Source organism: Ruegeria sp. YS9, assembly GCF_024628725.1.
GTDB lineage: Bacteria > Pseudomonadota > Alphaproteobacteria > Rhodobacterales > Rhodobacteraceae > Ruegeria > Ruegeria atlantica_C.
Genome location: NZ_CP102409.1, coordinates 2006999 through 2021242, shown reverse-complemented (window position 1 = coordinate 2021242; position 14244 = coordinate 2006999). Strand labels below are relative to the sequence as shown.

General features: G+C 59.0%; 15 protein-coding genes. 12 read left to right on the top strand and 3 right to left on the bottom strand.

Features of this window, described 5'->3' with window-relative positions; genetic code table 11:
* Positions 1–2 precede the first annotated feature (2 nt).
* From nuoL to NOR97_RS10240, 6 genes are read left to right on the top strand one after another with little or no spacing between them, the layout of a single operon-like run.
* Positions 3–2156 carry an NADH-quinone oxidoreductase subunit L gene (nuoL, locus tag NOR97_RS10265; protein WP_257599031.1) on the top strand — a complete coding sequence of 718 codons (2154 nt, stop codon included), beginning with the start codon at positions 3–5 and terminating at the stop codon, positions 2154–2156.
* On the top strand, positions 2156–3700 hold the full coding sequence (locus NOR97_RS10260) for an NADH-quinone oxidoreductase subunit M (RefSeq protein ID WP_170343791.1): 1545 nt from the start codon (positions 2156–2158) through the stop codon (positions 3698–3700). The genes nuoL and NOR97_RS10260 overlap by 1 nt, the downstream gene beginning before the upstream one ends.
* A 15-nt stretch (positions 3701–3715) precedes the next feature.
* Positions 3716–5158: an NADH-quinone oxidoreductase subunit NuoN gene (gene nuoN / locus NOR97_RS10255; protein WP_117868412.1), complete on the top strand. Its 1443-nt coding sequence runs from the start codon at positions 3716–3718 to the stop codon at positions 5156–5158.
* A gap of 54 nt (positions 5159–5212) precedes the next feature.
* Entirely contained in the window at positions 5213–5962 is a 750-nt protein-coding gene (locus tag NOR97_RS10250; protein ID WP_171167330.1) for a biotin--[acetyl-CoA-carboxylase] ligase, read from the top strand.
* An 11-nt stretch (positions 5963–5973) separates the two neighbouring features.
* Positions 5974–6753 carry a type III pantothenate kinase gene (locus NOR97_RS10245; RefSeq protein ID WP_257599030.1) on the top strand — a complete coding sequence of 260 codons (780 nt, stop codon included), beginning with the start codon at positions 5974–5976 and terminating at the stop codon, positions 6751–6753.
* The gene (locus tag NOR97_RS10240; RefSeq protein WP_257599029.1) at positions 6750–8417 is read left to right on the top strand and encodes a ribonuclease J; all 1668 of its coding nucleotides are present in this window, start codon (positions 6750–6752) and stop codon (positions 8415–8417) included. The genes NOR97_RS10245 and NOR97_RS10240 overlap by 4 nt, the downstream gene beginning before the upstream one ends.
* A 10-nt stretch (positions 8418–8427) precedes the next feature.
* Here the strand turns inward: NOR97_RS10240 and NOR97_RS10235 are convergent, their stop codons facing one another.
* A complete protein-coding gene (locus NOR97_RS10235; RefSeq protein ID WP_257599028.1) occupies positions 8428–9129 on the bottom strand; it encodes an NUDIX hydrolase in 702 nt (233 codons plus the stop codon).
* A gap of 25 nt (positions 9130–9154) precedes the next feature.
* Positions 9155–9553, bottom strand: coding sequence for a DUF983 domain-containing protein (locus NOR97_RS10230; RefSeq protein WP_257599027.1), 399 nt, complete (start codon positions 9551–9553; stop codon positions 9155–9157).
* A gap of 218 nt (positions 9554–9771) precedes the next feature.
* Between NOR97_RS10230 and NOR97_RS10225 the strand changes: the two genes are divergently transcribed.
* Genes NOR97_RS10225 through NOR97_RS10210 form a run of 4 tightly spaced genes read left to right on the top strand, consistent with a single transcriptional unit; the run spans position 9772 to position 11679 of the window.
* Positions 9772–10242 carry an EF-hand domain-containing protein gene (locus tag NOR97_RS10225; protein ID WP_170343797.1) on the top strand — a complete coding sequence of 157 codons (471 nt, stop codon included), beginning with the start codon at positions 9772–9774 and terminating at the stop codon, positions 10240–10242.
* A 6-nt stretch (positions 10243–10248) separates the two neighbouring features.
* Positions 10249–10866, top strand: a complete 618-nt coding sequence (locus NOR97_RS10220) for an RNA polymerase sigma factor (RefSeq protein ID WP_257599026.1) — start codon at positions 10249–10251, stop codon at positions 10864–10866.
* Positions 10856–11209 (top strand): hypothetical protein, encoded by a 354-nt coding sequence (locus NOR97_RS10215; RefSeq protein ID WP_257599025.1) that lies wholly within the window; start codon positions 10856–10858, stop codon positions 11207–11209. Before NOR97_RS10220 ends, NOR97_RS10215 begins: the two co-directional genes overlap by 11 nt.
* Positions 11206–11679: a periplasmic heavy metal sensor gene (locus NOR97_RS10210; protein ID WP_257599024.1), complete on the top strand. Its 474-nt coding sequence runs from the start codon at positions 11206–11208 to the stop codon at positions 11677–11679. Before NOR97_RS10215 ends, NOR97_RS10210 begins: the two co-directional genes overlap by 4 nt.
* 5 nt (positions 11680–11684) lie before the next feature.
* Here NOR97_RS10210 and NOR97_RS10205 read toward each other — a convergent pair whose 3' ends face one another.
* On the bottom strand, positions 11685–13085 hold the full coding sequence (locus tag NOR97_RS10205) for a diguanylate cyclase (RefSeq protein WP_257599023.1): 1401 nt from the start codon (positions 13083–13085) through the stop codon (positions 11685–11687).
* An 88-nt stretch (positions 13086–13173) separates the two neighbouring features.
* Here NOR97_RS10205 and NOR97_RS10200 point away from each other — a divergent pair, with 88 nt between their 5' ends.
* On the top strand, positions 13174–13458 hold the full coding sequence (locus NOR97_RS10200; RefSeq protein ID WP_170343802.1) for a DUF3572 domain-containing protein: 285 nt from the start codon (positions 13174–13176) through the stop codon (positions 13456–13458).
* Positions 13459–13483: 25 nt separating this feature from the next.
* On the top strand, positions 13484–14176 hold the full coding sequence (locus NOR97_RS10195) for an HAD family hydrolase (RefSeq protein WP_257599022.1): 693 nt from the start codon (positions 13484–13486) through the stop codon (positions 14174–14176).
* Positions 14177–14244 lie beyond the last annotated feature (68 nt).

The following is a 14244-nucleotide window of genomic DNA, read 5'->3' as shown; positions in this document are numbered from 1 at the left end:
TCATGGAAACCACAATCCTCTTTGCCCCGCTCGTGGGCGCGCTGATCTGCGGCTTTGGCTGGAAGTTCATAGGCGAGAAAGCGGCCATGTGGACGGCCACGGGCCTGCTGTTTCTGGCCTGTCTGCTGTCGTGGCTCGTGTTCTTCACCTTCGACGGCCACACCCAGCAGATCGAGATCATGCGCTGGATCGAAAGCGGATCGCTCTCGACCTCGTGGGCCATTCGTCTGGACCGGCTGACCGCCATCATGCTGATCGTGGTCACCACGGTTTCGGCGCTCGTGCACCTCTATTCCTTCGGCTACATGGATCACGACCCGCAATGGCGCGAAGGCGAGAGCTATAAGCCGCGTTTCTTTGCCTATCTGTCCTTCTTTACCTTTGCCATGCTGATGCTGGTGACGGCGGACAACCTGGTGCAGATGTTCTTTGGCTGGGAGGGCGTGGGTGTCGCATCCTACCTGCTGATCGGCTTCTACTATCGCAAGCCTTCGGCAAATGCGGCGGCGATGAAGGCCTTCATCGTGAACCGTGTGGGTGACTTTGGCTTTGCGCTGGGCATCTTTGCGCTGTTCTTCCTGACCGACAGCATCAACTTTTCGGACATTTTCGCATCGGCACCCGCTCTTGCAGAAGAAAAGCTGCATTTCCTGTGGGGCGAATGGACCGCCGTCGAAGTCATCTGTGTTCTGTTGTTCATCGGCGCGATGGGTAAATCGGCGCAGTTGATCCTGCACACCTGGTTGCCCGACGCGATGGAAGGCCCGACGCCCGTGTCGGCCCTGATCCACGCCGCGACCATGGTGACGGCGGGCGTGTTCCTCGTCTGCCGCATGTCTCCGCTGATGGAATTCGCGCCGGGCGCGACCGGGTTCATCACCTTCCTTGGGGCTTCGACAGCGTTCTTTGCGGCAACCGTGGGTCTGGTGCAGACCGATATCAAGCGCGTCATTGCGTATTCGACCTGTTCCCAGCTGGGATACATGTTCGTTGCCGCCGGTGTCGGCATGTACTCGGCGGCCATGTTCCACCTGCTGACGCACGCTTTCTTCAAGGCGCTGTTGTTCCTTGGCGCGGGGTCGGTGATCCACGCCATGCATCACGAGCAGGAGATGACGGAGTACGGCGGTCTGCGCAAAAAGATACCTTACACCTTCTGGGCGATGATGATCGGTACGCTGGCCATCACGGGTGTCGGCATTCCGCTTACCACAATCGGTTTTGCCGGGTTCCTGTCCAAGGACGCCATTATCGAAAGCGCCTATGCGGGCGGAACCGGCTATGCCTTCTGGATGCTGGTGATCGCGGCGATGTTCACCTCGTTCTACAGCTGGCGTCTGATTTTCCTGACCTTCTACGGCACACCACGCGGGGACAAGCATACGCATGACCACGCACATGAAAGCCCGATGACCATGCTGGTGCCGCTGGGCGTTCTGTCGCTGGGTGCGGTGTTTGCCGGGATGATCTGGTATGGCAATTTCTTTGGCCATGCGGACAAGGTCGGCAAGTTCTACGGTATTCCGGTGGCAGAAGCGTCAGAACACGCCGAGGCCGGTGATCATGCTGCGGCGGATGCTTCGCACGGTGAAGACAGCCATGCCGATGAAAGCCACGCGGCTGACAGCCATGCCGACAATGCAGAACATGGCGAGAAAGACGCGCATGGCGGTGACCATCATTATGTGTTCGCGGGCAAGCCGGGTGAGGGTGCTCTCTATATGGCACCAGACAACCATGTTCTGGACGACGCGCACGCCGCGCCGAAATGGGTCAAGTTTTCGCCGTTCGCTGCCATGTTGCTTGGCTTTGTGGTCGCGTACTGGTTCTACATCGTGAATACGTCGCTACCGGCACGTCTGGCCGCCAACCAGCGTCCTCTGTACCTGTTCCTGCTGAACAAATGGTACTTTGACGAGATTTACGATGCGATCTTCGTCAAACCCACCGTCGCGCTTGGCCGCTTCCTGTGGAAACGCGGTGACGGCAATACAATCGATGGCTTCCTGAACGGAGTAGCAATGGGCGTTGTTCCCTTCTTCACCCGCCTCGCCGGCAAGGCGCAGACCGGGTACATCTTTACCTATGCCTTCTGGATGGTGCTGGGCATCGCGGCCCTTGTGACCTGGATGTCGATCGGCGGAGGGGCCCACTAATGGACTATATCCTTTCGATCGTCACGTTTATCCCCGCCTTCGCCGCAGGCATTCTGGCCTTGTTCCTACAGGGTGACGATGCAGCGGCACAGCGGAACGCCAAGTGGACTGCTCTGCTGGCCACCACTGTGACCTTCCTGGTTTCCATCGGCATCTATACAGGCTTTGACCCGTCGAACCCCGGCTTCCAGATGGTGGAAGAGGGTGAGTGGCTGATGGGCCTCAAGTACAAGATGGGTGTTGATGGCATCAGTGTTCTGTTCGTCCTGCTGACCACCTTCATCATGCCGCTGACCATCCTGGCCAGCTGGAATGTCACGGATCGCGTCAAGGAATATATGGTTGCCTTCCTGCTGCTGGAAACGCTGATGCTGGGCGTCTTCATGGCGCTTGATCTGGTGCTGTTCTACCTGTTCTTCGAAGCGGGCCTGATCCCGATGTTCCTGATCATCGGGATCTGGGGTGGCAAGGATCGGATCTACGCCAGCTTCAAGTTCTTCCTCTACACCTTCCTTGGCTCGGTCCTGATGCTGGTGGCCATGGTTGCAATGTATGCCGATGCAGGCACCACGGACATTGCCGCGCTGATGACGCACCAGTTCTCGTCCGAGGGCTTCAGCGTGCTGGGTATCTATGTTGTCGGCGGCATGCAGACCCTGATGTTCCTGGCCTTCTTTGCCTCTTTCGCGGTGAAAATGCCGATGTGGCCGGTGCATACCTGGTTGCCGGACGCCCACGTTCAGGCGCCCACGGCGGGCTCGGTCGTACTGGCGGCGATCCTTTTGAAAATGGGCGGCTATGGCTTCCTGCGGTTCAGCCTGCCGATGTTCCCGGTGGGTTCGGCCGTGATGACCGATCTGGTGCTGTGGATGTCTGCCATCGCGGTTGTCTATACCTCGCTGGTGGCGCTAGTGCAGGAGGATATGAAAAAGCTGATCGCGTATTCCTCGGTCGCGCATATGGGCTTTGTGACCATGGGCATCTTTGCTGCGAACCAGCAGGGCATTGACGGAGCGATCTTCCAGATGCTCAGCCACGGGTTCATCTCGGCCGCGCTCTTCCTCTGTGTCGGCGTGATCTATGACCGGATGCACACCCGCGATATCGAGGCTTATGGCGGTCTGGTGATCCGGATGCCTGCATACGCGCTGGTCTTCATGTTGTTTACCATGGCCAATGTCGGCCTGCCGGGTACATCCGGGTTCATCGGCGAATTCCTGACCCTGATGGGCGCGTTCCAGGTCAACACCTGGGTAACGGCGGTGGCCGCGACCGGTGTGATCTTCTCGGCGGCTTATGCGCTGTGGCTCTACCGCCGGGTCGTGTTTGGCGATCTGATCAAGGAAAGCCTCAAGGCGATGACCGACATGAGCACGCGCGAGCGGTTGATCTTCGCCCCGCTGATCGTGATGACCATCCTGCTGGGTGTCTACCCGTCGCTGGTGACCGATGTGATCGGGCAATCCACAGCGGCGCTGATTTCGAACTATGACACGGCTCTGGCCGCGGCTGAGGCTGCGACTCAGACAGCCGCTTCGCATTAAGGGAGCTTTGGAGACATGATCCAGGCTGATCTGACAATTATCCTGCCGGAAATCGTTCTGGCGCTTTATGCGATGGCGGCGCTGCTGGGGGCTGTCTATACGACAAAGGACGGGCTGGCGCCTCTGCTGGTCTGGACCACGGCAGGTCTTATGGCCCTTCTGGCAATCTGGATTGCAACTCAGGGTGAAGGTACAAACGTCGCCTTCAACGGCATGTTCGTCGATGACGGCTTTGCCCGCTTTGCCAAGGTTGCCATCCTGCTGTCGGCGGGTGCCGTTCTGGTCATGAGCCAGGAATACATGGCGCGCCGTGATCTGCTGCGATTTGAATACCCGTTGCTGGTGGCACTGGCCGCCGTGGGTATGATGATGATGGTCAGCGCGGGGGATCTGATGTCCCTGTATATGGGCCTCGAGCTGCAATCGCTGTCTCTCTATGTCGTGGCGGCACTGCGTCGTGACAGTGCAAAATCGACCGAGGCAGGTCTGAAGTATTTCGTGCTGGGTGCGCTGAGCTCGGGTCTGCTGCTTTATGGTGCGTCGCTGGTCTATGGCTTCACCGGTACCACGTTGTTCTCGGGCATCATCCAGACAGTTCACCACGGCGATGTTTCGCTGGGTCTGCTGTTTGGCCTGATCTTCCTGATCTCGGGTCTGGCCTTCAAGGTCTCGGCTGTTCCGTTTCATATGTGGACACCGGACGTTTACGAAGGTTCGCCTACGCCGATCACGGCCTTCTTTGCCACGGCGCCCAAGGTTGCGGCGATGGCGTTGTTCGCGCGCCTGTTGCATGACGCGTTCGGCGGCATTGTCAAAGACTGGCAGCAAGTGATTGTCCTGCTATCTGTCCTGTCGATGTTGCTGGGGGCCGTGGCCGCGATCGGGCAGCGCGATATCAAGCGTCTGATGGCGTTTTCGTCCATCGCCCACATGGGCTATGCGCTGATTGGCCTGGCCGCCGGCACCGAGCTGGGTATCAAGGCGATGCTGATGTATCTGGCCATCTACGTGACCATGAATATCGGCACCTTCGCCTTCATTCTGATGATGGAACGTGACGGTAAACCCATCACCGACATTGACGCTCTGCGCCAGTATTCAAAACGTGATCCGGGCAAGGCGCTGGCGGTGCTGATCCTGATGTTCAGCCTTGCGGGCGTACCTCCGATGCTTGGTTTCTTTGCGAAATTCGGCGTCTGGCAGGCCGGTGTCAGTGCTGGTTTGACTGGGCTTGTGATCGTCTCGGCCATCGCTTCGGTCATCGGGGCCTTCTATTACCTGCGGATCGTGTTCTACATGTATTTTGGGGCCGAGAACGAAGAGCCGATCGAAACCCGGTCGACCCCTGTTCTGTGGGTGGCATTGATGGGGTCTGCGGCCCTGATGCTGATCGGTATCTTCTATCAGTTCGGCGTCGAGGGCGCGGCAGCAGCCGCGGCGGCCACGCTTGTCAACTGATCGTATTGCACAACCGGAAAGAGGGGCTCGGTCGCGCGACCGGGCCTTTTTGATATGACAAAATGGCCCCAAGGCTATGGCCTGCACGAGGTGCAGGAAGTCGACAGTACGCTGAACGAAGCGGCACGGATTGCTCCGAATGCGCGTGGTCCCGTCTGGATCATGGCGCATCATCAGACGGCCGCGCGTGGGCGGCGCGGGCGAAGCTGGGCCAACCCGATGGGCAACCTGGCGGCGACCTTGCTGATGCGTCCTCAGGGCGCGCCGGAACAGGCGGCCTTGCGCAGTTTCGTGGCGGCGCTGGCACTTTTTGACGCGTGTGTCGCCGTTACCGGGCGGGCTGCCGGACTGTCGCTGAAATGGCCCAATGACGTGCTGCTGAACGGTGGCAAGCTTGCCGGTATCCTTTTGGAAAGCACGGGGCAGGGGCGTGGTGTCGCGCATCTGTCCATCGGCATCGGAGTAAATCTGGCCAATGCCCCGGATGCCGACGCGGTAGAGCCCGGCGCGCTCCGCCCCGTTTCACTTTTGTCGGAAACCGGTGCGCATGTCTCGCCCGAGGACTTTTTGACTGAACTGGCCGCAGCCTACGCCAACTACGAAACCCAATTCGTTACCTATGGGTTCGAACCGATCCGCACCGCCTGGCTGTCCCGCGCGGCCCGGTTGGGCGAGGTCATCACCGCGCGGACCGGAACGTCAGAAACGGTTGGGACCTTCGAAACGGTGGACGCAAGCGGTAACCTTGTCTTAAACACCGCCAAGGGCCGCGTGAGCATTCCTGCGGCGGATGTCTTTTTCTGAGAGGGGCGCAGATGCTTCTGGCCATCGATTGCGGCAATACCAATACCGTTTTCTCGATCTGGGACGGTGAGGAATTCCTGTGCACCCTGCGCACCTCGACCCACCATGCGCGCACGGCAGACGCGTATTTCACCTGGTATTCGACGCTGGTGAAGCATTACGGGATCGAAGCGGACATCACCGACGTGATCATCGCCTCGACCGTGCCGCGTGTGGTGTTCAACCTGCGCATCTTCGCCGATCGCTTTTTTGGCTGCCGACCATTGGTCGTGGGTAAACCCGATTGCCTGTTGCCTGTCCCGCCGCGTGTGGATGAAGGCACGGTGCCCGGTCCGGATCGACTGGCCAATGCGGTTGGCGCTTTTGATCGTCATGGCGGCAATGTGGTTGTCGTGGATTTCGGCACTGCAACGAATTTCGACGTCGTCGCTGCCGATGGTGCCTATGTGGGTGGCATAATCGCCCCGGGCGTAAACCTGAGCCTTGAGGCCCTGCACCAGGGCGCGGCAGCACTGCCGCATATCGATATCACCCGACCGGACAAGGTGATCGGAACGAATACGGTTGGTTGTATCCAGTCGGGCGTGTATTGGGGATATTCCGGTCTGATCGAGGGGCTGATCGCCCGGATCAAGGACGAATACGGAATGCCGATGAAAGTCGTTGGCACCGGAGGGCTGGCCCCCTTGTTCGATCAGGCCGACGTGGGGTTCGACGCAATCGAAGATGATCTGACGATGCACGGGCTGACCGTGATCCATCGCTACAACAAGGATAATGGCTCCGTATGAGCAGTGAAAGATTGATCTACCTGCCGCTGGGTGGCGCGGGCGAAATTGGCATGAACGCCTATGTCTATGGCTATGGTGAACCGGGGAAGGAACGCCTGATCCTTGTGGATCTGGGGGTGACGTTTCCCGATATGGATACAACGCCGGGCGTTGACCTTATCTATGCCGATATCTCATGGCTGAAAGAGCGTGCCGACCGGCTGGACGGTGTTTTCATCACGCACGCCCATGAAGACCATGTCGGCGCCGTAGCCCATTGTTACGAAGCCTTGGGTGCGCCGGTCTATGCGCGTGCCTTCACGGCCAATATCGCGCGCCGCAAGATGGAAGAACACGCGCACCCGACCGAGGCGGTGACGACCGTTTCCGCCTGGCCTGAACAGGTGTCCGTCGGGCCGTTCACCGTTGGCTTCCTTCCGGTTTCGCACTCGATTCCCGAAAGTGCCGCATTGGTCATCGATACACCCGCGGGGCGTGTCGTGCATTCGGGCGACTTCAAGCTCGATGCGGCCCCAGTCGTGGGCGAGGCTTTTGATCCTGACCTGTGGGCCGAGGTCGCCAAGCCCGGCGTCAAGGCGCTGGTCTGTGACAGTACGAACGTGTTTTCGACCCATCCGGGACGTTCAGAATCCGAAGTTGGCCCCGAGATCGTCAAGCTGGTCGAAGGCGCGGAAGGCATGGTCGTGGCAACCACCTTTGCCTCAAACGTCGCGCGGGTCAAAACGCTGGCCGAAGCGGGTGCACAGGCCGGGCGTTCCGTCGTTCTGCTGGGTCGCGCGATGCGCAGGATGATCGAAGCCGCGACCGAAACCGGTATTCTTGCGGATTTTCCAAAGGTGATCAGCGCCGAGGAAGCTCTGGACCTTCCGCGTCAGAACCTGATGCTGATCGTGACCGGCAGCCAGGGGGAACGCCGTGCTGCCAGCGCCCAACTGGCCCGTGGCAAATACCGCGGTCTGGAACTGGCCGAGGGCGATCTGTTCCTGTTTTCCTCGAAAACCATTCCCGGTAACGAGCGGGGCGTGATCTTCATCATGAACCAGCTCAGCGAAAAGGGTGTGGATGTCGTCGATGACAGTTCGGGCCTCTATCATGTCTCAGGCCATGCGAACCGGCCGGATCTTGAGAAAGTGCACGCACTGACCGACCCGCAAATTGTTATCCCGATGCATGGTGAGCACCGCCATCTGCGCGAACACGTCAAACTGGCTGAGCAAGGCGGCAGAACCGGAGTGCTGGCGGTGAACGGCACCATGCTGGATCTCAGCGGCAATGCGCCTGTGGTCGTCGACTATGTTGAAACCGGTCGCACATATCTGGACGGCACCGTGAAGATCGGTGCCCTTGACGGCGTGGTGCGGGATCGTATCCGCATGGCTTTGAACGGCCATGTTACGGTGACGGTGGTTCTGGACGAAGAAGACGAACCGCTGGGCGAGCCGTGGTGCGACACCATGGGGTTGCCCGAAACCGGCACGTCCCGTGCGGCGTTGGTCGAAGTGCTGGAAGAGGATCTGAACCAGTTCCTGATGCGGGCCGCTGCCAAGACCCTGCGCGATGACGACAAGCTGGAAGAAGAAATGCGGCGCATCGTGCGGCAGACAGCCAAAGCCGAAATTGGCAAAAAGCCCGAAGTGACGGTGGTGGTCAGCCGGATGCGGTGAAACCGATCCCTCAGTCGTGGGTTGGCATCGGATAGCCCCTGAGACGCAGGAACAGGTTGGCTTCTTCGTTGTTTTTGTAGAATGGAACCGACGATGGCGGCTCGGGGGACGTAACCCGGGCTGCTATTTCCGCCAGAACGACCTCGGTGATAAACGGCAGATCCAGATCCCGTGCCCGATCCAGTTGCACCCATTGCAGGTGCGACAGTTCATCCGAGGCGTGACTGAAATCATCCACATCACCTTGCAGGGTTTCGGCGTCGACCAGAAAGAACCGCGCATCGAACCGGCGGGGACGGCCCGGAGGAGTTACGGCGCGGAAGACGAACTGAAGCGCAGCCGCAGTTGGCAGGTAACCCAATGCGGCAAAGCTTTGCCAATCGTCAGGAACATGACCGGGCCATGTGCCCGGCTGGCCAAGAACAAGACCGGTTTCTTCCCAAAGTTCACGTATGGCGGCAGCGGCGAGGGCGCGTTGAATCCCCGGCTCGGCCTGTTCGCCCAAACGTTCAAAGCACAGATCCGGCAATTCCGTTGCCAATGGAACATCCGCGTCAGCCGGATCAACCGCGCCACCGGGAAAGACGAACTTGTTCGGCATGAACGCCGCCTTGGACCCGCGTTGCCCCATAAGGATCGAGGGGTTTGTCCATCTGTCCCGCAGCACGATAACCGTCGCTGCGTCCCGGATGGCGGTTTTGTCGGGTGTCATGTCCAAACTGATCAACTGGTTCGGTTCACGCGGATTTTTCAAAGCCATGCATGCGACGCGCCCATTGATACGCCACCACGGCACCTTTCAGGCGCGGCAACAGGAACAGGGACAGGGCAACGCAGGCGATGGAGAAGCCAATGGCCATTGTCCACGGATCGGGCCGCCAATGCACGTACGACACGTGCAGAGCCGGCGCCAGCAGATGGCCGACCAGCAGGATTGTCAGGTAGGCAGGCCCGTCATCAGCGCGATGATGAAACAGTTCCTGCCCGCAGTTCGAGCAGGAGTCATTGACCTTGAGATAGCTGTGCAACAGTTTGCCTTCCCCGCAGTTGGGGCATTTGCAGCGAAAACCCTTGACCAGGGCGGGCCATGTCTCACGCTCATCTTCAGAGGTCGTCTCGATCGTCTGATCCGTCATAATGTAACTCGCGCATTAATCTTTTGCGGATAATGGGCCTGATCGTGAAATTTTAAAAGGGGGGTGCGTCGCTTTGCAACGTCTGCCCGACACGTCGACTTGGGGCGATTCCGAAACTTTAAAAATTATATCGACTTCAGCGACGGAATTCCTGGCGCAGCCCGTTTGAATGGGTATGAGCGGCGGCACTCGGGCCGCGTCAACAAAAGGAAACGGAAATGAAAAACGTTACATTCATCTCGGCCATTGTCATGTCGGCGGTTGCGATTACCGGTACTTCTGTTCTGGCCGCTGGTCCGGGTGGCCGCGAGCCGGTGTCCTTTCAGGAACTGGACGCCAATGGCGATGGTCAGGTGACGCAACAGGAGATGGAGGCGCACCGCACCGCGCGTTTCACCGAGGCAGACACAAATGGGGATGGACAGCTGAGCCAGGAAGAAATGCAGGCCGCTGCCCAAAAGAAAGCAAGCGATCGGGTTGCCAGGATGTTCGAAAACAACGACGCGAACAAAGATGGCTTCCTCAGCCAGGATGAGTTGCCGAAACCGCGCCGGGCTGCCAAGATGTTTGATCGGATGGATGCGGACAACAGTGGCGGAATCTCGGAACAGGAATTTGCCGATGCCAAGGACCGGATGGGACGGCACCAAAAGAAAAAGCATCACAAGTCGAACGCAAGCGATAACTGATGCAGGATGGAGGACCTGACCTCCCACCCACAAGACGCTCGCGGTACGGATTGCGCCGCGAGCACTCTCAGCGACGATGCGTTGCTGAGGCAATTCGCCGACGGCGAGGCGGGGGCCGCGCGCATCCTGACCGATCGTTTGGGGCCACGCTGTTACTCGGTTGCACTGCGCATGTTGGGTAATCGGGCCGAGGCGGAAGACGTGACGCAGGATGCGATGATGCGGTTGTGGCAGATGGCGCCGAATTGGGTGTCGGGTCAGGCCAAGGTTTCGACCTGGCTGTACCGGGTGACGTTGAACCTGTGCGTGGACATAAGGCGCAAGAAGACACCCGACAGGTTGTCGGACGTTCCCGAACCTGAAGACGGCAAGGCCAGCGTGGTTGACCGTATGCAGGATGAGGCGCGCAAGGATGCCTTGCAGTCGGCTCTGGCCGAGCTGCCCGAGCGGCAGCGACAAGCGGTCGTGCTGCGCCATATTGAAGAGCTGCCCAACCCCGAAATTGCCGGGATCATGGGCATTTCGGTAGAAGCAGTTGAAAGCCTGACCGCAAGAGGCAAGCGCAGCCTGACCGCGATTTTGGCCGGACGACGTGAAGAACTGGGGTATGAAAATGGCGGATGAAGACCTGCAACTGGATCATTTGTTTGCACGGGCACAGCGGCAGCGACCGGCACTGCCGGACGATCTTGCCGTGCGAATCCAGATGGATGCTGAAACTGTTCGCCTCGGTCGCCTTGCGCCTGCGCCGCGCCCGAAACCTTCGATATGGAACAGGTTGATAAGCAATGTAGGGGGATGGCAGGGCCTTGGCGGGCTTGTCGCCGCAAGTTCTGCGGGTGTCTGGATCGGGTTTTCCGCACCAGCCTTTCTGCCGGACCCGGCCAACCTGTTGGCGTCGGAGGAGACATCCTTCCTCGTGGCCGACCTTGGATTTGACTCGAGTTTTCTGGAGAGCACGGAATGAACGCTGATCCCAAGCCCAAACGCAGGTGGGTTCCTGTCGTCCTGGTCCTGTCACTGGCGCTGAACCTGCTGGTTGTCGGTGTCGCTGTTGGAACGGTATTGCGCCTCAAAGGTGGGGATCATGCCAAATCACCGCCCGGCTTCGGCCCCGCGTTGTACCGGGCCCTTCCCAAGGATGATCGAAAGGCTATGCGGGGCGAGCTGACGGGCCTGCACAAAAAAGGGTCCAAGGGTCGCGCTCAGGATTTTGAAGCGCTCAGTCAGGCTTTGCGCGCAACGCCCTTCGACCCGGTCGCCGTTCAGGTTCTGTTGCAACAACAAGCACAGGCCACTGCCGATTTGCAGCAGGCTTTGCAAACGCAATGGCTGGCACGTGTGACCGCCATGAGCGATGATGAACGGCAGGCCTATGCAGACCGATTGCAGGAGGTCGTCAAACGCGGGCCGCATGGGCACAAGAAAAAAGACTGAACAGATCAGGCGGCACTTTGCCTGATACTCACCTGATTGCGCCCTGCTTTCTTCGCAGCATAAAGCGCTTTATCCGCGGACTTGATCAGGTTTGCCACGCTTTCGGCCGCACAGTCTTGCCGGGTAAAACCGGCCTGAGACAACTTCAACCCGATACTGACCGTCACATCAACCTGTGCCCCATGGTCCGGTAACAGGAACGGGGACTGGCAGATGCTGTCACAAACGATTTCGGCCAGGTTCAACGCCTGTTTGGGCGACACATCCGGTACCCCGATCATGAACTCTTCACCCCCGATGCGAGCGACAAAGCCACGGGATCCCAAGGCATTTTGCATTCGTTCCGCCGCTTGCGTCAAAACGTAATCGCCGCTTGCATGGCCATGGCCATCATTGATTGCCTTGAAGTGATCCAGATCGGCCAGCATGATGGCAAAACTGCGCCCCGTTCTGGCGGATTGGCGCGCGATCTGATCCAGCGCGCGCATGGCGTAGCGGCGATTGTGCAGCCCGGTCAACGGGTCGATCCAGGATTCCGCGATACCCCTTTTGAGAGAGACCCGCATCTGATCCAGCCGCGCCTTGCGGGCAATCTGGTTTTCAAGCCGCAGCAGGATCTCCTGCGCGCAGAACCCGCCGAGACAGACGGCATCGGCCCCTCGGTCCAGAGCTTCCGAAGCTTGTCCGGCGTCTTCGTCTTTCAGCACCCCGATCAAAACTGTGTGCCGGGTCACGCCGCGTGATCTCAGGTCGGCAAGGATATTCAGGCCGGCCGGGTTCGACCCCAGCTCAACCACGATCGCATCAGGAACAGACCCGGACAATACACCACGCAGGTTTGACTGAAGATGCCAGTTCAGATCAAATTGACGTTGATCATTCAGGGCCTTTTGCCAAAGGGCGCCGGTTCGGGCCGTGTGGGTCAGAATGTCAACCCGCGCCGCTTTGGAGGGTCTGATGATCGTCGGGGCCGGCTCTGCGAAGCCGATCGGTTGCGATCCGTTGCTGACCTGCAAATCCTGAGTGACCGCACGGGCACGCAAAAGGCTGCGAATGCGCGCCAACAATAAGGTGTCTTTGAACGGGTGCGTCAACACATCATCCAGCCCGTCCTTCAACGCCCGCAGCCGAGCGTCCCGGTCATTTTGCGCGGCAATCGCCACGACCGGAACGTCGTCAAGGCCGGGTTCCTTCACGATCGCCTTCTTCACATCCGCAGCGGTTCCATCCGGCAACGTCTGGGCCGTCAGAACCAGATCCGGTTGCGTACGCCGCACCAGTGCGGGCAAACCTTCAAGCTTTTCACCCTGCACCACGTGATACCAGGCCGCCGTCAGCTGTACCTTCAGCATGATGCGATTGGTCGATACCCCGTCGAGGACAAGGATGGTTCCCTGCACAGACATAGTTGTTCACCGTTGATTGCATGCGTGAACAAAGTGTTTATGACTCTGGTTAACAAACCCTTTCCAAGACCGGATCTGACCCAAGTTTATGCCGATATCCTCTGATTCCGCCGAAACTCTTGCACTGACGGCCCTGGCCTGGCTGGTCGGCAATGACGAGCTTTTGCCTGTTTTTCTGGGTTCCACGGGGGCATCGATCGAGGATGTGCGCGATCGGGCAGGCGATCCCGAGTTTCTGGCGTCGGTTCTTGATTTTCTGGTGCTTGACGATTCGTGGGTCATGGCGTTTTGTGACGCCAATTCACTCGCCTATGATCTTCCCGCCCAGGCAAGGGCGGTATTGTCCGGCGGCGCTGAGGTACACTGGACATAACCCTATTTTTCCGCAGGAGCACCGGATGCCGATAGATGCGATCATCTTTGACAAAGATGGCACGCTGTTTGACTTTGCAAATACGTGGGGAGAGTTCGGACGCTCCATGCTGTTGCGCCTTTCCAACGGGGACGAAGATCGCGCGACCGAGCTTGGCCGTGTCATCGGATATGATTTCGAGCAAGGGAAATATACCGAAGACAGCATTGTAATCGCCGCCACGGTCGAGGAAATCGCAGAGGTTCTGATTGCCCATGTCGACGGCGTGATCTTGCAGGAGATCATCGATTTGATGAACTCCGAGGCCGCCTCGGCCCCGCAGGTGCCCGCGGTGCCATTGGTTCCTTTCCTGGAAGGTCTGCAAAATGCCGGAATAAAGCTGGGCGTTGCGACGAATGACAGTGAACATCCCGCTTTGCAGCATCTCGAATCTGTCGGGGTAAGGGGGCATTTCGATTTCGTCGCCGGGTATGACAGCGGTCACGGGTTCAAGCCGGGACCGGGCCAGTTGCTGGCCTTTGCCGCCCATATCGGGGTCGAGCCATCTCGTATCGCGATGGTGGGTGACAGCCTTCATGACTTGCAGGCCGGGCGCGCTGCTGGGATGACCACGATCGGTGTTTTGACCGGTTTGGCCGAGGCCGATGCATTGGCTCCGATGGCGGATGTGATTTTGCCGGATATCGGACATATTCCCGAATGGTTGACCAAAATTTGATTTTCAAATCCGGGATTCGACAAAACGGAATGAAAAACCGACATATTCTGTCGCAGACGGAGCGGCCA